The sequence below is a fragment of the Pseudomonas sp. BN607 genome, from assembly GCF_029871175.1.
Lineage (GTDB): Bacteria > Pseudomonadota > Gammaproteobacteria > Pseudomonadales > Pseudomonadaceae > Aquipseudomonas.
Genome location: NZ_SSOE01000019.1, coordinates 94,291 through 119,032 on the forward strand (window position 1 = coordinate 94,291; position 24,742 = coordinate 119,032).

The following is a 24,742-nucleotide window of genomic DNA, read 5'->3' on the forward strand; positions in this document are numbered from 1 at the left end:
GCTTTGGTCGATTTTTATCCAGTTAGGCAGCAGAAAACAAAAAAGTAATCCTTATGCTGATTATTAGCCTGGATTCTAATGGGATTCAGGGGTTGGAGAGCTCTCAGCCCATCTCCGACCGCAGCTGCTCGATCCGCTGGTCTTTCTCCACCCACAACTGGTTGACCCAGGCCTGCACCATCTGGCGAAACTCAGGATCATTCTCGTAATCCCCCACCCACAACGCTGGGTCCAGCTCCCGCACCTGAATGTCGATAATCACCCGGCTAATGCTGCCATTGAGCAACGCCCAGAACCCTGGCGCCTTGTTGCCGGGGTACACGATGGTCACGTCCAGCAGGGCATCCAGCTGCTCGCCCAATGCCGCGAGGACAAACGCCACACCACCGGCCTTTGGCTTGAGCAGATAGCGATATGGCGACTGCTGGTGCTGGCGCTTGGCTTCAGTAAACCGGGTGCCTTCCAGGTAGTTGACCACGGTCACCGGCTGGCGCTTGAACAGCTCGCAAGCCGCCTTGGTGATTTCCAGGTCCTTGCCCTTGAGCTCCGGGTGCTTTTCCAGAAACGCCTTGCTGTAGCGCTTCATGAACGGGTAGTCCAGCCCCCACCAGGCCAGGCCAAGCAACGGCACCCAGATCAGCTCCTTTTTCAGGAAGAACTTGAAGAACGGTGTCCGGCGGTTGAGGCTTTCGATCAGCGCCGGGATGTCGACCCAGGTCTGGTGGTTGCTCACGGCCAGGTACGAGGTGTCCTTGCGCAGGTTTTCCACACCGCGGATGTCCCACTGGGTCGGGATGCACAGGGCGAAGATGGCTTTGTCGATTTCCGACCAGGTTTCGGCTACCCACATCACTGCCCACGAGGCATAGTCACGCCCACGGCCTGGCAGCACCAGCTTGAGCAGGGCGAAGACCAGCAGCGGGCAGATCAACACCACGGTGTTGAGCAGCAGCAGGGTGGTCGTAAGAATGCCGGTAAACAGGCGACGCATAAGGAAACTCTTGTTGTGGGAAGTTGGCAGGGCGCAATGATAAGCAGCGCCCAGGTCTACGCCAAATGTCCAATGCCCGACGGCGGGGACAAATGTTTCACATTATGTTGGTTAGGCTTGTGACAGCGAACCTATCTGCCCAGTGCAGTCTAAGCACTGACCCTCTCAAGGAAGCCTGCTTGTGAAATCTCTTTTAGCCATGTTGTCGCTGTTGGCGCTGCCGGTGATGGCCGCCGAACCCACTATCTACGGCCGTTACGAGAATATTGCCCTGCCTGAACTGGGCGAAACCCTTAAAGCCAAGATGGACACCGGTGCCTTTACCGCGTCGTTGTCGGCCAAGGACATCGAGTTGTTCACCCGCGATGGCGACGAGTGGGTGCGCTTCCGCCTGGCGACCAAGGACTCGGACGGCAAGGTTTACGAGCACAAGGTCTCGCGCATCAGCAAGATCAAGGGCCGGGCCGATGAAGAGGAAGAGGGCGATGCCCCGGAAATTTCCAAGCGGCCAGTGGTTGACCTGGAGCTGTGCCTGGGTGACGTGAAGCGTACCGTGGAGGTGAACCTGGTGGACCGCAGCAGCTTCAACTACCCACTGCTGGTGGGCTCCAAGGCGCTGCGTGAGTTCAAGGCGGCGGTCAACCCGGCGAAGAAGTTCACCGCTGGCAAACCAGACTGTTGATCTGAAGCGTCCGCCATACAATGTAGGAGCGGGCTTGCCCGCGAACGCACATAATGTAGTGTCAGGCACCGGCTTTGCCGGTGTTCGCGGGCAAGCCCGCTCCTACACTGAGCTGTGCCAACCTTCAAAACCGCAAGGCCGGACGCCATGCCTCATATCCTCATCGTCGAAGACGAAGCCGCCATCGCCGACACCCTGGTCTACGCCCTGCAGGCCGACGGCCACAGCACCGAATGGGTAACCCTGGGCAGCGCCGCCCTCGAGCAGCAGCGCCAGCGCCCGGCCGACCTGATCATCCTCGACATTGGCCTGCCCGACATCAGTGGCTTCGAAACCTGTCGCCAACTGCGCCGGTTCACCGACGTGCCGGTGATGTTTCTCAGCGCGCGGGACGGTGAAATCGACCGCGTAGTAGGCCTGGAAATCGGTGCCGACGACTACGTAGTAAAACCTTTCAGCCCTCGTGAAGTGGCAGCGCGCGTTCGGGCGATCCTCAAACGCATGGCCCCGAGAGCCGAGGTTGTCGGCGAAACCACCTTGTTCCAGCTTGACACCCTGCGCATGCAGATCACCTACCGCAGCCAGCCGCTCACGCTCACCCGGCATGAGTTTCGCTTGCTGCAATGCCTGCTCGAACAACCGCAGCGGGTGTTCAGCCGCGAACAACTGCTCGACGCTTTGGGCGTGGCCTCCGACGTGGGCTACGAGCGCACCATCGACAGCCATATCAAGAGCCTGCGCGCCAAACTGCGCCAGGTTGCGGGTGATGCCGAGCCGATCCAGACCCATCGCGGTCTCGGTTACAGCTACAGCCCGGACCACGCCTGATGCGCTTGGGCATTCGCATCTTCATGGTGTACTTCCTGTTCGTCGGGTTGGCCGGTTACTTTTTGCTCAATACCGTACGCGAACAGATTCGCCCGGTGGTGCGCCAATCCTCCGAAGAAACGCTGGTAGACACCGCCAACCTGCTGGCAGAAATCCTCCGGGATGAGGTCAAGGCCGGCACCCTGAACCAGGGCCGCCTGCCCGAGGTGCTCAAGGCCTACGGTTTGCGCAGCCCGGGGGCGCGGATCTGGGGCCTGGCCAAGAACCAGGTGAGCCACCGCATCTATGTCACTGACGCCAAGGGCATCGTGTTGCTGGATTCCAGTGGCGAGGCCCTGGGCAAGGATTACTCGCAGTGGAATGACGTGCTGCTGACCCTGCGAGGCCAGTATGGCGCCCGCTCCACCCGCAGTGACCCCAACGATGAAAGCACCTCGGTGATGCACGTTGGCGCGCCGATCATCGACGACGGCAAGATTATCGGCGTCGTCACTGTCGCCAAGCCCAATAGCTCATTGCAACCCTACATCGACCGCTCCGAGCGGCGCTTGCTCACTCTGGGGCTTGGGCTGATCGGCTTGGGCTTGCTGATCGGCGCGGCGCTGTCGTGGTGGCTTTCGCGCTCGCTGCGCAAGTTGGCGGGTTATGCGCAGGCGGTCAGCGAAGGTGAGCGTGCGGAGCTTCCGCATTACAAGGGCGGCGAGCTGGCGAACCTGGCACAGGCAGTGGAGCGCATGCGCACCCAGCTGGAAGGCAAGGCCTATGTCGAGCGCTATGTACACACCCTGACTCACGAGCTGAAAAGCCCGCTTGCGGCCATCCGTGGTGCTTCCGAGCTGTTGCAAGGCGAGGATATGCCCATTGATCAGCGGGCGCGCTTTGCCGGCAATATCGAACGCGAGAGCGAGCGTTTGCAGCAGATGATCGAGCGGTTGCTCAACCTGGCCAGGGTCGAGCAGATGCAGGCCCTGGAGGACGAGCAGCAGGTGGCGCTGGCGGCGTTGGTCGATGAGTTGCTGCTGGCCCATGCGGCGCGTATCGAAGGTGCCAGATTGCAGCTCCGTCAGCGGGTGCCTGCCACTTTGCGTTTGCTTTGCGATCCGTTTCTGATGCGCCAAGCGTTGGCCAACCTGCTCGATAACGCATTGGACTTCACCCCGGAAGGGGGCACGCTGCTGTTCGACCTGGAGCGCGATGGCGAACGCGTCGCGTTGAGTTTGTTCAACCAGGGGCAAGCGATACCGGCCTATGCCATCGGGCGGGTCAGCGAGCGGTTCTACTCGCTGCCGCGGCCTGGGAGCGGGCGCAAGAGCACCGGGCTGGGTTTGAACTTCGTGGCCGAGGTGATGCAACTGCATGGTGGGGCATTGGCAGTGGACAACGTCGATGGTGGGGTGCGGGTGCGGTTGTGGCTGCCGGTACGGCGCATCAGCTGAGACAGCCGGGGCTGCACACCAGCCCCAAATACACTTAAATCACACACGCTCTCCACAAAGCCTCCACGCAAGGCGCAGACACTGCGCCCACTGCCACAGGAGGCCCCATGAACAAGACCATCGGTTTCAAGCTCGGCATGATCGCCCTGCTGATGTTGCTGCTGCTCATCCCTTTACTGCTGATCAACGGCCTGATCGACGAGCGCCAGGCCCTGCGCGACAACGTGCTGCGCGATATTGCCCAGAGCGCCAGCTTCGACCAGCAGCTCAGCGGCCCACTGCTGGTGGTGCCATACCGCAAGTACCAGCGACGCTGGATCGAAAAGGACGGCCAGCGCACCCAGGAGACCAGCACCATCGCCGGCCACCTGTACTTTCTGCCGGAAACCTTCGATGCTGACCTGGGCGTTGACACCGAACTACGCGCCCGGGGCATCTACCAGGCGCGGCTGTTCCACGCCAAGGGACGTATCAGCGGCCGCTTCAAGCTCCCGGAGCGCTGGGGCATCGACAAGGATTTCGACGACTACCGCTTCGACAAGCCGTTTCTGGTCGTGGGCATCAGTGATATCCGCGGCATCGAGAATGGCCTTGAACTGAATATGGACGAGCAAAAAGTACCGTTCGAGGCCGGCACCCAGCTCGACTGGATGCGCGGCGGCGTGCACGCCAGCCTGCCGGGGCTGGACGGGTTACAGGCGCGAGCGTTCAGCTATGGCTTTGACCTGGCGCTGCAAGGTACCGGCCAGTTGCACGTGGTACCTGTGGGCCGTACCAGCAGCGTGGACATGCGCGCCAACTGGCCGCACCCAAGCTTCGTCGGCAGCTACTTGCCCAACCGACGCGAGATCGATGCCCAGGGCTTCCGTGCCCACTGGCAAACCTCGTTCTTTGCTACCAACCTTGAGGACGCCATCCGCCAGTGCGCTACCGCCGGGCAGTGTGGGGACTTGAGTGAGCGCAGCTTTGGCGTGAGTTTTGTCGACCCGGTGGACCAGTACCTGAAAAGCGAGCGGGCGATCAAATACGCGTTGCTGTTCATTGCCCTGACGTTTGCCGGCTTTTTCCTGTTCGAGGTAATGAAGAACCTTAGTGTGCACCCGGTGCAGTACATCCTGGTGGGCGTGGCGCTGGCGTTCTTCTATCTGCTGCTGTTGTCGTTGTCCGAGCACATTGGCTTTGGTTTGGCGTATGGGCTGTCGGCTTCGGGCTGTGTGCTGCTGATCGGCTTCTACCTGAGCCATGTTTTGCACAGCCGGGGGCGAGGTGTGGGTTTTGCGGCGGGGCTGGCGGCGCTGTATGCGCTGCTCTATGGGCTGCTGAGTGCCGAAGACTATGCATTGCTGATGGGATCGCTGCTGTGCTTTGGCTTGCTGGGGGTGTTCATGGTGCTGACCCGGCGGCTGGATTGGGCGCGGGTGGGGAGGGCGGCATGAGGGAGGACAGAGAGATCGGGCGGTGGCTGGCCTTCAGGATTGGGCAGCTGTTTCCTGTGATACCCAGGTGAAGCTTTCGCGTGCCTGGCCGCTCCCCCAGGTTTGGGAGCGAGCGGGCACGCGAAGAGGCCCTGTCAGGCCACTGGAGATGTGGCGACCATCGACGGCCGCTTGGCCACCTCGGCATACCACGCCGCCAACCCAGGCTGGCGTTCACGCCAGCCAAACTCCGGCTGACGCAAATCCAGGTACCCCAGCGCACAGGCCACGCCAATCGCTGCCAGGTCGAAGCCGGACATCAGCTCAGGCAGGTGCTCCTGCTCCAGGTTGGCCAGGCTCCGGCGGATCTTGTCGCCCTGCGCCTGCAGCCAGCCATCCCAGCGCTTGTCTTCTGGCCGCAGGAAGCTCTCATACCGGCTCGACACCGCCGCGTCCATGATCGCATCGGCCTGTGATACCAAGGTCATGCGCCGCCAGCGCGCCGAGCCTTCACGCGGCAGCAGCGGCAGGCCGACGTGCTGCAGGTCGAGGTACTCGCAGATGACCCGGCTGTCGTGCAGCACGGTGCCGTCTTCCAGGCGCAGGGCCGGGATTTTGCCGATGGGGTTGTCCTGGTTGAGCTGCGGGTCGCCGCTCACCGGGCTGATGTTAACCGGCTGCAGTTGCACTCGATCAAGCTGGCCGGTTTCGTGCAACACCACCATGACCTTGCGCACGAAAGGCGACAACGGCGAGTGGAACAGGGTCATCGTGCTCATGCTTCAGTTACCTTGCAGGCTTGGTGGCAGGCACACGCCGGTGCCGCCGATGCCGCAGTAGCCGTCAGGGTTCTTGGCCAGGTACTGTTGGTGGTAGGCCTCGGCGAAGTAAACGGTCGGCGCTTGGTCGATCTCGGTGGTGATTTCACCGAAGCCGGCCTTGCTCAGCTCGGCCTGGAAAGCGTCGCGGCTAGCCTTGGCCTGTTCCAGTTGTTCTGGGCTGGTGCAGTAGATGGCCGAGCGATATTGGGTACCAATGTCGTTGCCTTGGCGCATGCCTTGGGTGGGGTTGTGCAGCTCCCAGAACATTGCCAGCAGTTCGCGGTAGCTGACTTTGTCCTTGTCGAACACCACCAGCACCACTTCGGTGTGGCCGGTCAGGCCCGAGCAAACTTCTTCGTAGGTGGGGTTGGGGGTGAAGCCGCCGGCATAGCCGACCACGGTGCTGACCACCCCTTCACGCTGCCAGAAGCGGCGTTCTGCGCCCCAGAAGCAACCCAGGCCGAAGATGGCGAAGTCGATGGCGCCTTCGAAGAACGGACCGAGCAGTGGGGTGTCTTTGAAGACGTAGTGGAACTCGGGCAGGTTCATTGGCGTTTCGCGGCCAGGCAGGGCCTGCTCCGCGGTTGGCATGACGTTTTTGTTCACCAGGATTTCCGAACGCAGGACCATAGCCGTTCCTCTGTTTTTCAGTTGGATAGGTGTTGAGCCCTTCGCGGGGCAAGCCCGCTCCCACAGGATTGGTGTTCAGACGCGAACTTGTGGGAGCGGGCTTGCCCCGCGAAGGGGCCCGAATGGCTTCTATAGTGCCCGAGGATTACGCCGCTGTCAGGCCACTGGTCCACGCGGGTAGCGCTTCAGCCGCTCGGCCAGCTCGCGGCCAGGGATCGGCCGGTCGAACAGGTACCCTTGGCCCACATCACAGCGATGCCGACGCAGGAACGCCAGCTGCGCCGGCGTCTCGATACCCTCGGCCACCACCTTCAGCTTCAGGTTGTGCGCCATGGCCACCACCGCCGAGGTGATTTCCATGTCGTCCTGGTTATCGGGGATCTCGTTGATGAAGCTACGGTCGATCTTGAGGATGTCGATCGGAAACTTCTTCAGGTAGCTCAGCGACGAATAACCGGTGCCGAAGTCGTCCATGGCCAGGGTCAGCCCCAGGGCCTTGAGCTCGTCCAGCTGGCGGTGGGTATCTTCGCTGGCTTCCAGCAGCAGGCCTTCGGTCAGCTCGAGCTCTAGCAGGTGCGGGGGCAGGGCTTCTTCCTTGAGGATGCTGCTGATCGACGCCACCAGGTCAGGGTCGGAAAACTGCTTGGGCGACAGGTTGATGGCTACGTGCAGGTTGCCCATGCCAGCCTCGCGCAGTTGCTGGCTCATGCGGCACGACTGGCGCACCACCCATTTGCCGATGGGGATGATCAGGCCAGTTTCCTCGGCCACGCTGATGAACTGGTCCGGGCGGATCATGCCCCGCTCGGGGTGGTTCCAGCGCAGTAGCGCCTCCAGGCCCAGCAGGCGGCCGCTACGCAGGCACAACTTGGGCTGGTAGAACACCTCCAGCTCGTTCTGCGTCAACGCGCGGCGCAGATTGTTCTCGACGAACAGTTTATAGCTGGCTTCGGCATTGAGTACTTCGGTGAACACTTGCACTTGATGCTTGCCGTTGGCCTTGGCCTTGTGCAATGCCAGGCCGGCATTTTTCATCAGGCTGGCCGGGTCGGTGCCGTGCAGCGGCGCACAGGCCAGGCCTACCGAAGCGGTGACGTTGATCAGCTGGTTGTCGACGAACATCGGTTTGTCGAGGGTGCTCAGCAATTGCATGGCAACGCCATGGCCATCTTCCAGGCTGGTGTCGTCGAGCAGCACGGCGAACTCGTTACTGGCAAACCGGGCCAGGATGCCGCCGGCATGCAGGCTGTTGCGCAGGCGCCGGGCCAGGCTGACCAGCAGCTTGTCGCCAGTCTGGTGGCCAAGGCTGTCGTTGATTCGCTTGAAGTTGTCGATGTCCACCAGCAGCAGGCACATCGAGGTCTCACCGTCGCGGGCGAAGCGCTCGTCGAGGCTGCGGATGAACGCCGGGCGGTTGCCCAGGTTGGTCAGGTTGTCGGTGTAGGCCAGCCGCTCGATGCGCTGCTGCGCCAGCTTGGTCTGGGTGACGTCTTCGTAGATGCCGATGTAGTGGGTCAGCTCACGGTTGTCGCCATAGACTTTGGAAATCGACAACTGGCCCCAGTACGGCTCGAGGTTCTTGCGTCGGCTCTTGAATTCGCCCTGCCAGCTGTTGCCCATGGCCAGGCTCGACGGCGAGTCGAACAGCAGCTCGCTGAGGTTTTCCAGCGCCGGTAGCTCGGCCAGGTGGCGGCCTTGTACTTCCTCTGTGCTGTACTGGGTGATGGCGGTGAAGCTTGGGTTGACGTACTCCACCCGGCCATCGCGGTTGACCAGCAGGAACGCGCTGGCACTTTGCTCGACCGCTCGCTGGAACAGGTGCAGGGCGCTGGCTGCCGCACGCCGGTTATGGTTGGTAATGACCTGGGCGAACTGGTCGGCCAGTTCGCCGGCAAAAGCGATTTCGTCCGACTGCCAGGCCCGCGGCTGGCCAGTCTGCTCCAGGCACAGCACGCCGACCACCTGGCCATCGACGCGGATACTGGCGTCGAGCATGGCCTTGTTTTCCGGGCGCAGGCTTTGTGCCAGGTCACGGGTACGCGGGTCGTGGCCGGCGTTGTGGGCGTCGATGGCGCGGCTGGTGTGCAGCGCGTCGAGGTAGTCGGGGAAGCAGCTTGCATCGATAGCCTCGGGCTGGCGATGCTCCTGCGCATCGCGGTACCAGGCGATGATCGGCTCCAGGCGCTGGTCTTCCAGGTGCCAGATGCTGGCACTGTCGACCTTGTAGATTTCGCAGGCGCTCTGGGTGATCAGCTGGGCGGCTTCCAGCAACGAGTTGCCGGCACTGTAGCGCTGGCGGGCCAAGCGCAGTATCAGGTCCTGCTGGCCGCGTACCCGCTCCAGGTGTTCCAGCTGTTCCTGCTGGGCGCGCTGGTTCAATTGCAGGGCCAGTTGCAGGCGATTGTTGCGTGATTCCAGGTCACTTGCGCCCGGTTCGCCGGCATCTTCCTGCTGGTCATCGAGCACGCTCAAGTAGCCGCGCAACAGCTGGCGGTTGTGCTGCTTGTAGGCTTCACCGGCTTCCAGCAGGCGCAGCGAGGTGCTGGGGGTGTGCAGGGTGTAGCGTACGCGGTAGTAACCGCGCCGGGCCAGTTGCAGCTGGATCTCGTCGTGCAGGCGGTAGCGTGCTTCGGGTTCCATCAGGCTGGCGTATGGCGCGTCGACCAGGGCGCACAGCTCGCCAGCGTGCAGGCCGAACTGGCGTTCGCAGGCCGGGTCCAGGTACAGCATGCCCCAGGTGGCTTCGTTGAGCCTTTCGAAACGCAGCATGCCGAGCCGCGAGGGCACGGGTAACTGCGTGACGACCTCGGCCGCCACACGGCTGGCGGCATCGGGTTGGCTTTTCATCGAAGGCTCGCTTGAAGAGGGAACGCTGAGTAGGACCGTAGCGGGTCTGGCAAGGTTGCATCATGTACTGAAGGCTGGCAAGCGGCCATGTGCGATGCTGTGGATAGGTTATCGGCTCGTGGGGCTGAAATCTTAGATCGCCTTCAGATTTTCGGCGCCTGGGAGACCGAATACTTTCGCCGGACAAAAAAAAGCCCCGCCAATCGACGGGGTTGAGGTACGAGCGTGGCAGCTCGAAAAGGGTACTGCCCCTCGCAAGGAGGGGCAGTGTGCTGGCTTACAGCAGCATGGTGCGGATGTCGCCCAGCACGTCGCCCAGGCGCTTGGTGAAGCGCGCGGCGGCAGCGCCGTTGATCACACGGTGATCGTAGGACAGCGACAGCGGCAGCATCAGCTTAGGCTGGAAGGCCTTGCCATCCCAGACCGGCTGCATGGTCGCCTTGGAGACGCCCAGGATAGCCACTTCCGGCGCGTTGACGATCGGCGTGAAGCCGGTGCCGCCAATGTGGCCGAGGCTGGAGATGGTGAAGCAGGCACCTTGCATGTCGTCTGCCGACAGCTTTTTGGTGCGCGCCTTCTCGGCCAGTGCAGCGGCTTCGGCAGCCAGTTGCAGCAGGCTCTTCTGGTCGACGTTCTTGATCACAGGGACCAGCAGGCCGTCCGGGGTGTCCACGGCAAAGCCGATGTGCACGTACTTCTTGCGGATCACAGCCTTGCCGCTTGGCGCCAGCGAGCTGTTGAAGTCCGGCAGTTCCTTCAGCAGGAAGGCGCAGGCCTTGAGCAGCAGAGGCAGCACGGTCAGCTTCACGCCAGCTTTCTCGGCCACGGCTTTCTGCGCAACGCGGAAGGCTTCCAGCTCGGTGATGTCGGCGGAGTCGAACTGGGTCACGTGCGGCACGTTGAGCCAGCTGCGGTGCAGGTTGGCAGCACCGACCTGCATCAGGCGGGTCAGGGCCACTTCTTCCACTTCACCGAACTTGCTGAAGTCCACGGCAGGGATCGGCGGGATGCCGGCGCCGCCGGTTGCGCCAGCGGCTGCCGGGGCTTCCTTGGCCTTCTGCATCATCGCCTTGACGTACACCTGCACGTCTTCTTTCAGGATGCGGCCGTGCGGACCGGTGGCGGCAACAGCGCCCAGGTCGACACCAAATTCACGGGCCAGCTGGCGAACCGCCGGGCCGGCGTGAACCTTGGCATTGCTGCCGGCAGCCGGTGCGGTAGCAACCGGTGCAGTGGCAGCGGCCGGGGCAGCAGCAGGAGCAGGTGCGGCAGCCGGAGCAGCCTCAGCCTTGGCCGGGGCAGCAGCTGCTGGAGCCGCTGCAGCAGGCGCAGCGCCAGCAACCTTGAGCTTGAAGATCAGGTCGCCAGTGCCGACTTCGTCTTCCAGCTTGCACAGGACTTCTTCGACCACGCCGGCAGCCGGCGACGGGATTTCCATGGAGGCCTTGTCGGACTCCAGGGTAATCAGCGACTGGTCGGCTTCGACGGTGTCGCCGACCTTGACCAGTACTTCGATGATCTTGGCCTTGCCCGACGAGCCGATGTCCGGCACGTGGATGTCCTGCACGCTGGCAGCAGCCGGGGCGGCGGCCGGAGCAGCAGGAGCGGCTTCAGCGGCTGGCGCTGGAGCAGCAGCCGGAGCAGCGGCAGCGGCCGGAGCCTCAGGGGCCGCAGCAGCGGCGCCCTCGGCTTCCAGGACCAGCAGCTCGTCGCCTTCTTTCAGGCGGTCGCCCAGCTTGACCTTCAGTTCCTTGATGACGCCGGCCTTGGGGGCCGGGATCTCCATGGAGGCCTTGTCGGACTCCAGGGTCAACAGGCTCTGGTCAGCCTCGATACGATCACCGACCTTGACGAACAGCTCGATGATTTCACCTTCACCGCTGCCGATGTCAGGTACGCGAATGAGTTCGCTCACTTAAAAATACTCCTCAGCAGTCCAGTGGGTTGCGCTTGTCCGGGTCGATACCGAACTTGACGATAGCGTCTGCAACAACCTTGGGTTCGATCTCGCCACGGTCAGCCAGGGCTTCCAGGGCAGCCAGCACCACGAAGTGGCGGTCGACTTCGAAGAAGTGACGCAGCTTCTTGCGGCTGTCGCTGCGACCGTAACCGTCGGTACCCAGGACCTTGAACTCTTTGCTCGGTACCCACTGGCGAATCTGCTCGGCGAACAGCTTCATGTAGTCGGTCGAGGCGATGACCGGACCTTTGCGACCGTTCAGGCACTGCTCGACGTAAGTCTGCTGTGGCTTCTGGCCAGGCTTCAGGCGGTTGGCGCGCTCTACGGCCAGGCCGTCGCGACGCAGTTCGTTGAAGCTGGTAACGCTCCACACGTCGGCACCGACGTTGAACTCTTCACGCAGGATCTTCGCCGCTTCGCGGACTTCGCGCAGGATGGTGCCGGAGCCCATCAGCTGTACGTGGTGCGCGGCTTCGCGGGTGTCTTCTTCCAGCAGGTACATGCCCTTGATGATGCCTTCCTCGACACCGGCCGGCATGGCTGGCTGCTGGTAGGATTCGTTCATCACGGTGATGTAGTAGAAGATGTCCTGTTGCTCTTCGGTCATCTTCTTCATGCCGTCCTGGATGATCACCGCCAGCTCGTAGCCGTAGGTAGGATCATAGGTGCGGCAGTTCGGGATGGTGCCCGCCATCATGTGGCTGTGACCGTCTTCGTGCTGCAGGCCTTCACCGTTGAGGGTGGTACGGCCGGCGGTACCGCCGATCAGGAAGCCACGGGTGCGGCTGTCGCCAGCGGCCCAGGCCAGGTCGCCAATACGCTGGAAACCGAACATCGAGTAGAAGATGTAGAACGGCAGCATCGGCTGGTTGTGGCAGCTGTACGAGGTACCGGCAGCGATGAACGACGACATGGCGCCGGCTTCGTTGATGCCTTCCTCGAGGATCTGGCCCTTCTTGTCTTCGCGGTAGAACATCACCTGGTCTTTATCGACTGGCTCGTAGAGCTGGCCGACCGACGAGTAGATGCCCAGCTGACGGAACATGCCTTCCATACCGAAGGTACGGGCTTCGTCCGGGATGATCGGGACGATGCGCTGGCCGATGTCCTTGTCCTTGACCAGCTGCGCCAGGATACGCACGAAGGCCATGGTGGTGGAGATTTCGCGGTCGCCCGAGCCGTCCAGGATCGCCTTCAGCGTTTCCAGTGGCGGGGTCGGCACGCTGAAGCTCTTGGCGCGGCGCTGAGGCACGAAACCGCCCAGGGCAGCACGGCGCTCGGCCAGGTACTTGGCTTCGGCAGAACCTTCTTCCGGCTTGAAGAACGGCAGGTTTTCCAGGTCGGCATCCTTGACCGGGATGTCGAAACGGTCACGGAAGTGACGCAGGCTGTCGACGTCGACCTTCTTGGTGTTGTGCGCGGTGTTCTTGGCTTCGCCGGCACCGGTACCGTAACCCTTGATGGTCTTGGCCAGGATGACGGTCGGCTGCTCTTTGTGGTTCACAGCCTGGTGGTAAGCCGCGTAGACCTTGTATGGGTCGTGGCCGCCACGGTTGAGCTTCCAGATCTCTTCGTCGGACAGGTCTTCGACCATGGCCTTGAGCTCTGGAGTATTGAAGAAGTTCTCACGAACGTACGCGCCGTCTTTGGCTTTGTAGTTCTGGTACTCGCCGTCGATGACTTCGTCCATGCGGCGCTGCAGGGCACCGTTGGTGTCCTTGGCCAGCAGTGGGTCCCAGAAACGGCCCCAGACAACCTTGTTGACGTTCCAGCCACCGCCACGGAACACGCCTTCGAGTTCCTGGATGATCTTGCCGTTGCCGCGCACCGGGCCGTCGAGGCGCTGCAGGTTGCAGTTGATGACGAAGATCAGGTTGTCCAGCTTCTCGCGGCCGGCCAGGGCGATTGCGCCCAGGGATTCCGGCTCGTCGCACTCGCCGTCGCCCATGAAGCACCAGACCTTCTGCTTGCCGGCCGGGATGAAGCCGCGCGCTTCCAGGTACTTCATGAAGCGGGCCTGGTAGATGGCCTGGATCGGGCCCAGACCCATCGAAACGGTCGGGAACTGCCAGAAATCAGGCATCAGCCATGGGTGCGGGTACGAAGACAGGCCGTTGCCGTCCACTTCCTGACGGAAGTTGTTCATCTGGTCTTCGTTGATGCGGCCTTCCATGAAAGCACGGGCGTAGACGCCTGGCGAAGCGTGGCCCTGGAAGAAGATCAGGTCGCCGCCGTGTTCTTCGGTCGGGGCCTGGAAGAAGTAGTTGAAGCCGATGTCGTACAGGGTGGCGCTGGAGGCGAAGCTGGAGATGTGTCCGCCCAGGTCCGAGTCTTTCAGGTTGGTGCGCATGACCATGGCCAGGGCGTTCCAACGCACCATCGAGCGAATGCGGCGTTCCATGAACAGGTCGCCAGGCATGCGTGCTTCGTGGGTGACAGGGATGGTGTTGCGGTATGGCGTGGTGATCGCATACGGCAGCTGGGAGCCACTGCGGGTGGCCAGCTCGCCCATACGGGTCATCAGGTAATGAGCGCGGTCTTCGCCTTCTTTGTCGAGGACCGACTCCAGGGCATCCAGCCATTCCTGGGTTTCGATTGGATCGAGGTCTTGCATGGCTTGCTCCAGGGCGGAAAGGCAACCAGAATCGATTGCCTGAAGTTGCGACTGGCCTTATGGGCAGACGTCGTGAATTCTTGGATTACCGGGGTGTCTTCCGGCGCGTTGTAGTTTTACTACATTTGCTTTCGCATTTCATGCTTTTACACGACATGAGTAGTAGTAAAACTACATTTGTGCGACGTTTGGTCGCACCTTCGCTTGTGAGGAAAAACGTTCATGTTGGTTGGCATTGTGTCGCGAACAGGTGCTTCTTGATGTTTGTTGCCAATTTTTCGTTTTTTTCAGCTATTTCCAACTTTTGTACGACAGTCCAACCGTGGTCCGGCTTCCCCTTGGCCGCTTTTTCCCCTCTATTTCACGCCGATCAAGGATAGACCATGCGCCTACCTTTGCCCTCAGATCTGCCTGCCAGCTTGCAGCCGCTGGTCACTCGCAACCGTCAGTTCATCAGCGATGCCGTGGCCGTCCACCCTGATCTCGACCTGAATGGTTGGAGCCCGGCCCATTGGCAACAGTTCGATCAGGTCGCCGCCGCCAGCGATTTCGTTCTGGGGGTGGCACAGCGCGACCCGGCCATGCTGTTTGCCCTGCTGGCCAGTGGCGAGCTGGAGCGGCGTTACGCCCCGGGTGAGCTGCGCGGGCAAATTGCCGAGGCTGCCCAGGCGGCGCAGAGCGAGGACGAACTGGCGCGCAACCTACGACGCGCGCGCAACCGCCAGCAGGTGCGCATCATCTGGCGCGACATCACCCGCCAGGCCGAGCTGGGCGAAACCTGCCGCGATCTGTCGGACCTTGCCGATGCTGCCATCGACGAAGCCTACCAATGGCTGTACCCGCGCCATTGCCAGCAGTTCGGCACGCCCATCGGCAACCGCAGCGGCAAACCGCAGCACATGGTGGTGCTGGGCATGGGCAAGTTGGGGGCGGTTGAGCTCAACCTGTCCTCGGACATCGACCTGATCTTCGGCTTCCCCGAAGGCGGTGAAACCGAAGGCGTGAAGCGCTCGCTGGAAAACCAGGAGTTCTTCACCCGCCTGGGCCAGCGGCTGATCAAGGCACTGGACCCGGTGACTGTCGACGGCTTCGTGTTCCGTGTCGACATGCGCTTGCGCCCGTATGGCTCGGCCGGTGCACTGGTGCTGAGCTTCAATGCCCTGGAGCAGTATTACCAGGACCAGGGCCGCGACTGGGAACGCTACGCCATGATCAAGGCACGGGTGGTGGCTGGCGACCAGGCGGCCGGTGCGCAGTTGCAGGAGATGTTGCGGCCGTTCGTGTACCGCCGTTACCTGGACTTTTCCGCGATCGAAGCGCTGCGCACCATGAAGCAGCTGATCCAGCAGGAAGTGCGGCGCAAGGGCATGGCCGACAACATCAAGCTGGGTGCCGGTGGGATTCGTGAGGTCGAGTTCATCGCCCAGGCCTTCCAGCTGATCCACGGCGGGCGTGACCTCAGTCTGCAGCAGCGGCCGTTGCTCAAGGTGCTGGCCACCCTGGAAGGCCAAGGCTACCTGCCGCCAGCGGTGGTGGCCGAGTTGCGCGAGGGCTATGAGTTTTTGCGGTATACCGAGCACGCCATCCAGGCCATTGCCGACCGCCAGACGCAGATGCTGCCTGAGGGCGAGACCGACCAGGCGCGGGTGGCGTACATCCTGGGCTTTGCCGACTGGCAGAGTTTCCACGATCAATTGATGTACTGGCGTGGTCGGATCGACTGGCACTTCCGCCAGGTAATCGCCGACCCGGATGATGAAGACGGCGACAGCGAACTGGTGGTGGGCGGCGAATGGTCGCCGCTGTGGGAGCAGGCCCAAGACGAGGAGGCCGCCGGCCGCCAACTGCAGGAGGCCGGTTTCCAGGAGCCTGTCGAAGCGCTGCGGCGCCTGGCTGCGCTGCGCTCCAGCCCGCAGTTGCGCTCGATGCAGCGTATCGGCCGTGAGCGCCTGGACGCCTTTATCCCGCGCTTGCTGGCGCAGGCGGTGGAGCATGAAAACCCTGACCTGGTGCTTGAGCGAGTATTGCCGCTGGTCGAGGCAGTGGCGCGGCGTTCGGCCTATCTGGTACTGCTGACCGAAAACCCGGGAGCACTGCGCCGTCTGCTCACCCTGTGCGCCGCCAGCCCCTGGATTGCCGAGCAGATGGCCCGCTACCCGCTGCTGCTCGACGAACTGCTCAATGAAGGCCGCCTGTTCAGCCCGCCGCTGGCGCCAGAGCTGGCCAGCGAGCTGCGCGAACGCCTGACGCGCATTCCCGAGGACGACCTGGAGCAGCAGATGGAGGCGCTACGCCACTTCAAGCTGGCCCACAGCCTGCGCGTGGCGGCCTCGGAAATCAGCGGCAACCTGCCATTGATGAAGGTGAGCGACTACCTGACCTGGCTGGCTGAAGCGATCCTCGACCAAGTGCTGGCGCTGGCCTGGCGCCAGACCGTGGCCCGCCACGGTCAGCCAAAGCGCAGCGACGGCAGCCTGTGCGACCCGGGTTTCATCATCATTGGCTACGGCAAGGTGGGTGGCCTGGAGCTGGGCCACGGCTCGGACCTGGACCTGGTGTTCATCCACGACGGCGATCCGCAGGCAGAAACCGACGGTGCCAAGCCGATCGACAGCGCGCAATTCTTCACGCGCCTTGGCCAGCGAATCATCCACCTGCTGACCACCCAGACCAACTCGGGTCAGCTGTATGACGTGGACATGCGCCTGCGCCCGTCCGGCGCTTCGGGCTTGCTGGTCAGCTCGCTGGGCGCGTTCGAGCGCTACCAGCAGAACGAAGCCTGGACCTGGGAGCACCAGGCGCTGGTACGGGCACGGGTGCTGGTGGGTTGCAAGCAGGTAGGCGCAGCGTTCGAAGGCGTGCGTGCGAAGGTACTGGGCCAGGCCCGCGACCTGGAAAAGCTGCGCAGCGAAGTGAGCGAGATGCGCGCCAAGATGCGCGATAACCTCGGCACCAAGGCCACTATGGCCGGCACTGCCGCCAATGCCTTTGAAGCCGGTGCGCCGTTCGATATCAAGCAGGATGCCGGCGGTATCGTCGATATCGAATTTATGGTGCAATACGCCGCTTTGGCCTGGTCCCATGACCACCCGGCCATACTGCGATGGACCGATAACATCCGCATTCTGGAAGAGCTGGAGCAGGCAGGTTTGATGCCGGCCAGTGACGCGGTGCTGTTGCGTGAAGTGTACAAGGCGTTCCGCTCGGCCTCGCACCGCCAGGCCCTGCAGAAGCAGGCCGGGGTGATCGATGCGACGCAGTTTGCCGATGAACGCCGTGAAGTGCGGCGGATATGGGGTGAACTGGGGTTGACCTGAAGGCGCCGCAGGCCCTGTGGGAGCGGGTTTACCCGCGAAGCAGGCACCGCGGTGTCTGGCACGGGCTTCGCCCGTGTTCGCGGGTGAACCCGCTCCCACAGGGGCTGCGATCAGCCATGGATCTGCCTGAGTGGTACACTGTCCGCCACATAGCCTGAATATAAAGAGGGGAGGCCAGGCTGTACCGCAGTCTGTAGCCTCCCCGAGCGTTTCTGGACTAAGCATGAGAATACTGATCATTGGCCCCAGCTGGGTCGGCGACATGGTGATGGCGCAGACCCTGTTCCAGTGCCTGAAACAGCAGCACCCCGACTGCGTGATCGACGTGCTGGCCCCTGAGTGGAGCCGGCCGATCCTCGAACGCATGCCCGAAGTGCGCCAGGCCTTGAGCTTCCCGCTCGGCCACGGCGCGCTGGAACTGGCCACGCGGCGGCGCATCGGCAAATCCCTGGCCGGCCAGTACGACCAGGCCATCCTGCTGCCCAATTCGCTGAAGTCGGCACTGGTTCCGTTCTTCGCCGGCATCCCCAAACGCACCGGTTGGCGCGGGGAAATGCGCTTCGGCCTGCTCAATGACGTGCGCAAGCTGGACAAGGCCCGTTACCCGTTGATGATCGAGCGTTTCATGGCTTTGGCCTACGCGCCGGGCGCCGAGCTGCCGCAGCCGTATCCGCGCCCCAGCTTGCAGATCGAAGCACAAAGCCGCGAGGCCGCCCTGGCCAAGTTCGGCCTGGAGCTGGATCGCCCGGTGCTGGCGCTGTGCCCCGGTGCCGAGTTCGGCGAAGCCAAGCGCTGGCCCGCCGAACACTATGCCGCCGTGGCCGACGCGATGATCCGCCAGGGCTGGCAGGTTTGGCTGTTCGGCTCCAAGAACGACCACCCGGTCGGTGAGCAGATCCGCGACCGGCTTATTCCGGGTTTCCGTGAGGAATCGTCCAATCTGGCAGGGGAAACCTCGCTGGCCGAGGCCATCGACCTGATGTCCTGCGCGCATGCCGTGGTGTCCAACGACTCCGGGCTGATGCACGTGGCGGCCGCGCTGAACCGACCGTTGGTGGCGGTGTACGGCTCGACTTCGCCCGGCTTCACCCCGCCGCTGGCCGAGCAGGTGGAGGTGGTGCGCACCGGTATCGAGTGCAGCCCTTGCTTCGACCGCACCTGCCGCTTCGGCCACTACAACTGCCTGCGCCTGCTGGACCCGGGCAAGGTCATCGCCGCCCTGCACAGCCTGAGCGGGCCGGACCTTATCGACACCGTGGCCGAGGTCGACTAAGTGCGGGTTCTGATCATCAAGACTTCGTCGCTGGGGGATGTGATCCACACCCTGCCGGCACTGACCGATGCCGCACACGCCATCCCGGGCATTCGCTTCGATTGGGTTGTGGAAGAAGGCTTTGCCGAAATCCCCAGCTGGCACCCGGCGGTCGACCAGGTTATTCCGGTGGCCATTCGCCGCTGGCGCAAGAACCTTTGGCAAACCATCAAGAGTGGCGAGTGGAAGGCGTTCAAGCAGCGTGTGCGCGAGTGCAAGTACGACCTGGTGATCGACGCCCAGGGCCTGGTCAAGTCGGCTTGGCTGACCCGCTACGTGAAGGCTCCGGTAGCCGGCCTGGACCGCTATTCCGCCCGTGAAGGCTGGGCCAGCCGCTTCTACGACCGGCGCCTGTCGGTTGCCACCGGCCAGCATGCGGTCGAGCGCGTGCGCCAGCTGTTCGCCATGGCCCTGGCCTATGACCTGCCAGAAGGCATCGGCAACTACGGCCTCGACCTGGAACGCCTGCAACTGCCGCCGGCTGCGCCTTACGTGGTGTTCCTGCATGGCACCACGTGGGCGACCAAGCACTGGCCGGAAGCCTACTGGCGCGAACTGGCCGAGCGCATGGGCCGGCGCAAGCTGGAAGTGCGCCTGCCGTGGGGCAACCCTGCCGAGAAGGCACGGGCCGAGCGCATTGCTCAGGGCTTGAACAACTGCCAGGTACTCCCCAAATTGAACCTTGCCGGCGTCGCGCGCGTACTGGCGGCGGCAAAGGCCTGCGTGGCGGTCGATACCGGCCTTGGCCACCTGGCCGCGGCACTCGATGTGCCGACCATTTCGCTGTTTGGCCCGACCAATCCCGGCCTGACTGGCGCCTACGGACGGACCCAGATTCACCAGGCCAGTGACTGGCCTTGCGCTCCCTGCCTGCAGAAGAAGTGCACCTACAAACCGAGCGCCGATGACCTGGCCCGGTTCGATCTGAAACGCGAGTGGCCGCTGTGCTTCACTCGCCTGAATCCCGAGCATGTGGCGAGCCGCTTGAGCGCGTTGCTGCTGGCTGAGGATGTCCGTTGATGCAACTGGCTTTCGTACTTTACAAATATTTCCCCTTCGGCGGGTTGCAGCGTGATTTCATGCGCATTGCCCTGGAATGCCAGAAGCGGGGCCACCAGATCCGTGTGTATACGCTGATCTGGGAGGGTGACATTCCGCCGGGCTTCGAAGTGCTGGTGGCGCCGGTGAAGGCGATCTTCAACCACCGCCGCAACGAGAAGCTCAGTGCCTGGATGGCCGCCGACCTGGCCAAGCGCCCGGTCGACCGCCTGATCGGCTTCAACAAGATGCCGGGGCTGGACGTGTACTACGCCGCCGACGGCTGCTTCGAGGACAAGGCACAGACCCTGCGTGGTGGCCTGTACCGCCGCTGGGGCCGCTACCGGCATTTTGCCGAATACGAGCGCGCGGTGTTCGCCAAGGACTCGCATACCGAAGTCCTGATGATTTCCGAAGTGCAGCAGCCGCTGTTCGTCAAGCACTACGGAACCCCGGCAGAACGCTTCCACTTGCTGCCGCCTGGCATTTCCCAGGACCGTCGTGCACCCGCCAATGCTGCCGAAATCCGTGCCGAGTTCCGCAAGGAATTCAACCTGGACGATGACGACCTGTTGCTGGTGCAGATTGGCTCGGGCTTCAAGACCAAAGGTGTGGACCGCAGCCTCAAGGCGCTGGCCGCGCTGCCGTCGACCCTGCGCAAGCGTACCCGACTGATGGTGATCGGCCAGGACGACCCCAAGGTGTTCCAGTTGCAAAGCGCCACCCTGGGCCTGGGCGACCAGGTGCAGTTCCTCAAGGGCCGCAGTGATATTCCGCGCTTCCTGCTGGGCGCCGACCTGCTGATTCACCCGGCGTACAACGAGAACACCGGCACGGTGCTTCTGGAGGCGCTGGTGGCCGGCCTGCCGGTGCTGGTATCCAAGGTGTGCGGCTACGCCCATTACATCGCCGAGGCCGACAGTGGCCTGGTGCTGGATGAACCGTTCGAGCAGGACCAGCTCAACGGCTACCTGCAGCGTATGCTTGAAGACCCGCAGGCCCGCGCCAACTGGTCGCGCAACGGCCTGGCATTTGCTGAAACCGCCGATCTGTACAGCATGCCGCAGCATGCTGCCGACGTGATCCTGGGGCAGAAAACCGCATGAAGCTGATCCTGGCCGAACCCTTCAAACGCCTGTGGGCCGGGCGTGATGCCTTCGACGCCGTGGAGGAACTGCAAGGCGAGGTCTATCGCGAGCTGGAAGGGCGCCGCACGCTGCGTACCGAGGTGGCTGGCGAAGGCTTTTTCGTCAAGATCCACCGCGGCATCGGTTGGGGCGAGATCTTCAAGAACCTGTTCACTGCCAAGCTGCCAGTGCTGGGCGCCGGCCAGGAATGGCGGGCGATCCAGCGGCTGCATGAAGTGGGCGTGCCGACCATGACCGCAGTCGCCTACGGCGAGCGCGGCAGCAACCCGGCCGCGCAGCACTCGTTCATCATCACCGAAGAGCTGGCGCCGACCATCAGCCTGGAAGACTTCAGCATCGACTGGGTCAGGCAGCCGCCACAGCCACGCCTCAAGCGTGCGCTGATTGCCGAGGTGGCGAAGATGACCGGTGGCATGCACCGTGCCGGGGTCAACCACCGTGACTGCTACATCTGCCACTTCCTGCTGCACACCGACCGCCCGGTGACGGCGGATGACTTCAAGCTGTCGGTGATCGACCTGCACCGCGCGCAAACCCGGGCGACAATCAGCCGGCGCTGGCGCGACAAGGACCTGGCGGCGCTGTATTTCTCCGCGCTGGACATCGGCCTGACGCAACGGGACAAGCTGCGCTTCCTGCGTGGTTACTTCCAGCGCCCGCTGCGGCAGGTCCTCAAGGACGAAGCTGCTCTGCTTGCCTGGCTGGAGCGCAAGGCGCAGAAACTCTACGATCGCAAGCAACGCTATGGGGACGCACTCTGATGGCGAGTTGGACACTGGCGCCGGGCTACGAACACCTGGCGGCGGACTTCGGCAGCCTCGATGCAGTATTTGCCATCAAAGGCGAACGCCTGACCCGCGACCCGCTCAGCGAGGTGGTGCGCATCGAGCGTGACGGCGTCAACTATTACGTCAAACGTTATACCGGCGCCGGCAAGCACATGCGCCGCTACCTGGGTCGTCCGCGCATCAAGGCTGAATGGCAGAACCTCAAGCAGTTCGCCAAGTGGGGCATTCCCACGGCCGAAGTGGTGGCCTGGGGGCTGGAGCGCAAGGGCCTGGCCTTTGGTCGTGGGGCGATGATCACCCGCGAGTTGCCGAATACCGAAGACCTGTCGGCACTCGCCGAGCGCAACGATGCGCGCCTGGCCGACCGCGCCTGGGTCGACCACCTCAGCCGACAGCTGGCACGCCATACCCGGGTGATGCACGAGCACCGCTTCGCCCACAACGACCTCAAGTGGCGCAACCTGCTGGTCGATGACCAGGGCACGCTATTCTTCATCGACTGCCCCACTGGCGACTTCTGGCGCGGCTTCATGTGGCGGCACCGGATGATCAAGGACCTGGCATGCCTGGACAAAGTGGCCAAATACCACCTGTCGGCCACCCAGCGCCTGCGCTTCTACCTGCAATACCGTGGCCGTGACCGGCTGAATGTGCGCGACAAGAAGCGCATTCGCCAGGTGCTGGGCTTTTTCGAGGGAAGGGAATGACCGATTACCTGGCCAGCGCGGACGTCGCGCTGCTCAAACGCCATGGCCTGGACGATTTCGAGGCGCTGTGGGCGCTGCAACTGGACGCCGTGGATGAACCCAACACCGGCCGTGGCGGCTGGAGCAGCGTGTTCCGCCTGGAACTCGAAGGCAAAGGTTATTACCTCAAGCGCCAGAGCGACTACCTGACCCGCACCCTGCACAGGCCCTTTGGCGAGCCGACCTTCGCCCGCGAATTCCGCAACATCAGCCGCTATCAGAAGCTGCACATTCCGGCCCTGCAAGCGGTGTTCTACGGTGAGCGCAAACAGGCTGGCAAGCACCGGGCGATCCTGATGACGCGTGCCCTGGACGAATGGACTGACCTCGACAGCCTGCTGGCGCAATGGCCGCAACTGGGCAGTGCCGAGCGTACGGGCATCCTGCAGGCCTGCGGCCAGCTGGCGCGCACCCTGCACAGCGCCGGGCAGGTGCACGGCTGTTTCTACCCCAAGCACATTTTCCTGCGCCAACGCCGCGAAGGCTGGGACGCGCAATTGATCGACCTGGAAAAGACCCGGCCGCTGCTGTTCGGTATGCGTGACCGCCTCAAGGACCTGGAACCGCTGCTGCGCCGCGCCCAGGTATGGAGCGAGCAGGATGTGCGCACCTTGCTGGCCACCTACCTGGTACAACCGGCCGACAGCTCGTTGGTCGATACCTGGCTACAACGCCTGACGCAACGCCGTCGTGAAAAAGAGGCCCGTTGATGCGTTTGTCTGAACTGAAGGATGCCGGGCGCAGCCCGTCGCTACCCCTGAGTATCAACCTGGCCGATGCCGCCGGCAGTGCCGACCTGCAACTGCTGACCCTGCTGCGCGTATTGCCGGGCCAGCGCTATGTGGGTGCTGGCGTATGGCGTGGTACCCCGGTGCTGGCCAAGCTGCTGGTTGGCGGGAATGCCGCCAGGCATTTCCAGCGTGAGTTGCAGGGTGTGAAGTTGCTGGCCGAACAGGGTCTGACCACGCCGAAATTGCTGGCCGACGGCCTCAAGGAAGGCGAGGGTGGCTGGCTGCTGTTCGAGTTCCTCGATGGCGCCGAAAGCCTGGCTGACGCCTGGGCGGCGGTAGAAGCCCAGCCGGTGCTGGCCGACGAGCAGCACCTGGTGCTGGGCGAAGCGCTGACCGCCGTAGCGCGTATGCATGCCCAGGGCTTGTGGCAGGAAGACCTGCACCTGGATAACCTGCTGCGCCACGGCGGCAAGCTTTACCTGATCGACGGCGCTGGCATCAAGGCGGAAACGCCTGGCCAGCAGTTGTCGCGCCCACGGGTGCTGGAAAACCTCGGGGTCTTCTTCGCCCAACTGCCCAAACGGCTGGAGCCCTTCATCGAAGAGCTGCTGGTGCACTACCTGCTGGCCAACGCCGAGCATGCGTTACCCTTGGAGGCCCTGCAGAAACAGGTGGACAAGGTCCGTAACTGGCGCCAGAAGGATTACCTGGAAAAGGCTGGCCGCGAGTGCAGCCTGTTCAGCGTGCAGCGCACCCTCTCGGGCTTGCAGGCTATCCGCCGCAGTGAGGTCCAGGCCATGCAGCCGGTACTGGAGCAGGCCGATGCGCTGATCGACCAGGGCCATTTATACAAGACCGGTGGTGCTGCCAGCGTGGCGCGCATCGAGGTGAATGGTCGCCCGCTGGTGATCAAACGCTACAACATCAAGAACACCGCGCATTGGTTCAAGCGCTTCTGGCGCCCTAGCCGGGCGTGGCATTCATGGATCGAAGGCCACCGCCTGGAGTTTCTCGACATCGCCACGCCACGCCCTCTCGCGGTGCTGGAACAGCGGGTGCTGGGCCTGCGTAGCCGTGCCTATCTGGTCACCGAATATGTCGACGGCCCGGACCTGACGGCATGCTTCGCGCCCTACGTCGAAAGTGGCGATGCACCCGAGGTGCAGGTGGATGCCTTGGTCCATGTGATGCAGCAACTGATTCGCGAGCGTATCAGCCACGGGGACTTCAAAGGCCATAACCTGTTCTGGCACAACGGCCAGTGGTCGCTGATCGACCTTGATGCCATGTGCCAGCACGCCACCCAGCTCAGCTTCGCTCCGGCCTATGCCCGTGACCGGGCACGGCTGCTGCGCAACTGGCCGAGTGGCAGTGCCTTGCATCAGCGACTGGACCGGCTTTTGCCAAAACTGGTCGAGTAAGGCAGCCGGTTCGAGCC

18 protein-coding genes are annotated in these 24,742 nt (G+C 63.1%); 12 read left to right on the plus strand and 6 right to left on the minus strand.

Features of this window, described 5'->3' with window-relative positions; translation table 11 throughout:
- Window positions 1-103: 103 nt before the first annotated feature.
- Complete coding sequence (locus E8E68_RS02190) at window positions 104-991, minus strand: acyltransferase (protein WP_280339463.1); 888 nt, start codon at window positions 989-991, stop codon at window positions 104-106.
- Window positions 992-1,172: 181 nt separating this feature from the next.
- Here E8E68_RS02190 and E8E68_RS02195 point away from each other — a divergent pair, with 181 nt between their 5' ends.
- The 4 genes from E8E68_RS02195 (at window position 1,173) to creD (ending at window position 5,373) form a co-directional block, all read left to right on the plus strand.
- Window positions 1,173-1,673, plus strand: coding sequence for an ATP-dependent zinc protease (locus E8E68_RS02195; RefSeq protein WP_110745917.1), 501 nt, complete (start codon window positions 1,173-1,175; stop codon window positions 1,671-1,673).
- A gap of 147 nt (window positions 1,674-1,820) precedes the next feature.
- Window positions 1,821-2,501 carry a two-component system response regulator CreB gene (gene creB / locus E8E68_RS02200; RefSeq protein WP_266030593.1) on the plus strand — a complete coding sequence of 227 codons (681 nt, stop codon included), beginning with the start codon at window positions 1,821-1,823 and terminating at the stop codon, window positions 2,499-2,501.
- Window positions 2,501-3,937 carry a two-component system sensor histidine kinase CreC gene (gene creC / locus E8E68_RS02205; RefSeq protein WP_266030595.1) on the plus strand — a complete coding sequence of 479 codons (1,437 nt, stop codon included), beginning with the start codon at window positions 2,501-2,503 and terminating at the stop codon, window positions 3,935-3,937. Before creB ends, creC begins: the two co-directional genes overlap by 1 nt.
- 107 nt (window positions 3,938-4,044) lie before the next feature.
- The gene (gene creD, locus E8E68_RS02210; protein WP_266030596.1) at window positions 4,045-5,373 is read left to right on the plus strand and encodes a cell envelope integrity protein CreD; all 1,329 of its coding nucleotides are present in this window, start codon (window positions 4,045-4,047) and stop codon (window positions 5,371-5,373) included.
- A gap of 134 nt (window positions 5,374-5,507) precedes the next feature.
- Here creD and E8E68_RS02215 read toward each other — a convergent pair whose 3' ends face one another.
- The 5 genes from E8E68_RS02215 to aceE form a co-directional block, all read right to left on the minus strand.
- Entirely contained in the window at window positions 5,508-6,131 is a 624-nt protein-coding gene (locus E8E68_RS02215) for a glutathione S-transferase (RefSeq protein WP_266030614.1), read from the minus strand.
- Between the two features lie 3 nt (window positions 6,132-6,134).
- Window positions 6,135-6,803, minus strand: coding sequence for a peptide-methionine (S)-S-oxide reductase MsrA (msrA, locus tag E8E68_RS02220; RefSeq protein ID WP_110745912.1), 669 nt, complete (start codon window positions 6,801-6,803; stop codon window positions 6,135-6,137).
- Between the two features lie 156 nt (window positions 6,804-6,959).
- Window positions 6,960-9,650: an EAL domain-containing protein gene (locus E8E68_RS02225; protein ID WP_266030617.1), complete on the minus strand. Its 2,691-nt coding sequence runs from the start codon at window positions 9,648-9,650 to the stop codon at window positions 6,960-6,962.
- A 277-nt stretch (window positions 9,651-9,927) separates the two neighbouring features.
- Window positions 9,928-11,565: a dihydrolipoyllysine-residue acetyltransferase gene (gene aceF / locus E8E68_RS02230; RefSeq protein ID WP_280339469.1), complete on the minus strand. Its 1,638-nt coding sequence runs from the start codon at window positions 11,563-11,565 to the stop codon at window positions 9,928-9,930.
- Between the two features lie 13 nt (window positions 11,566-11,578).
- On the minus strand, window positions 11,579-14,224 hold the full coding sequence (aceE, locus tag E8E68_RS02235) for a pyruvate dehydrogenase (acetyl-transferring), homodimeric type (protein WP_110745909.1): 2,646 nt from the start codon (window positions 14,222-14,224) through the stop codon (window positions 11,579-11,581).
- A 383-nt stretch (window positions 14,225-14,607) separates the two neighbouring features.
- Between aceE and glnE the strand changes: the two genes are divergently transcribed.
- The 8 genes from glnE to E8E68_RS02275 all read left to right on the plus strand — a co-directional run bounded on the left by glnE (window position 14,608) and on the right by E8E68_RS02275 (window position 24,725).
- Window positions 14,608-17,541: a bifunctional [glutamate--ammonia ligase]-adenylyl-L-tyrosine phosphorylase/[glutamate--ammonia-ligase] adenylyltransferase gene (gene glnE, locus E8E68_RS02240; RefSeq protein WP_266030621.1), complete on the plus strand. Its 2,934-nt coding sequence runs from the start codon at window positions 14,608-14,610 to the stop codon at window positions 17,539-17,541.
- A gap of 223 nt (window positions 17,542-17,764) precedes the next feature.
- A complete protein-coding gene (gene waaF, locus E8E68_RS02245; protein ID WP_110745907.1) occupies window positions 17,765-18,814 on the plus strand; it encodes a lipopolysaccharide heptosyltransferase II in 1,050 nt (349 codons plus the stop codon).
- The gene (gene waaC / locus E8E68_RS02250) at window positions 18,815-19,873 is read left to right on the plus strand and encodes a lipopolysaccharide heptosyltransferase I (RefSeq protein ID WP_280339472.1); all 1,059 of its coding nucleotides are present in this window, start codon (window positions 18,815-18,817) and stop codon (window positions 19,871-19,873) included.
- The gene (locus E8E68_RS02255; protein ID WP_266030626.1) at window positions 19,873-20,997 is read left to right on the plus strand and encodes a glycosyltransferase family 4 protein; all 1,125 of its coding nucleotides are present in this window, start codon (window positions 19,873-19,875) and stop codon (window positions 20,995-20,997) included. The genes waaC and E8E68_RS02255 overlap by 1 nt, the downstream gene beginning before the upstream one ends.
- A complete protein-coding gene (gene rfaP / locus E8E68_RS02260; RefSeq protein WP_110745904.1) occupies window positions 20,994-21,800 on the plus strand; it encodes a lipopolysaccharide core heptose(I) kinase RfaP in 807 nt (268 codons plus the stop codon). Before E8E68_RS02255 ends, rfaP begins: the two co-directional genes overlap by 4 nt.
- Window positions 21,800-22,534, plus strand: coding sequence for a lipopolysaccharide kinase InaA family protein (locus E8E68_RS02265; protein ID WP_110745903.1), 735 nt, complete (start codon window positions 21,800-21,802; stop codon window positions 22,532-22,534). Before rfaP ends, E8E68_RS02265 begins: the two co-directional genes overlap by 1 nt.
- Window positions 22,531-23,283 carry a lipopolysaccharide kinase InaA family protein gene (locus E8E68_RS02270; protein ID WP_266030628.1) on the plus strand — a complete coding sequence of 251 codons (753 nt, stop codon included), beginning with the start codon at window positions 22,531-22,533 and terminating at the stop codon, window positions 23,281-23,283. The genes E8E68_RS02265 and E8E68_RS02270 overlap by 4 nt, the downstream gene beginning before the upstream one ends.
- Window positions 23,283-24,725 carry a lipopolysaccharide kinase InaA family protein gene (locus tag E8E68_RS02275; protein ID WP_280339477.1) on the plus strand — a complete coding sequence of 481 codons (1,443 nt, stop codon included), beginning with the start codon at window positions 23,283-23,285 and terminating at the stop codon, window positions 24,723-24,725. Before E8E68_RS02270 ends, E8E68_RS02275 begins: the two co-directional genes overlap by 1 nt.
- Window positions 24,726-24,742: the final 17 nt, after the last annotated feature.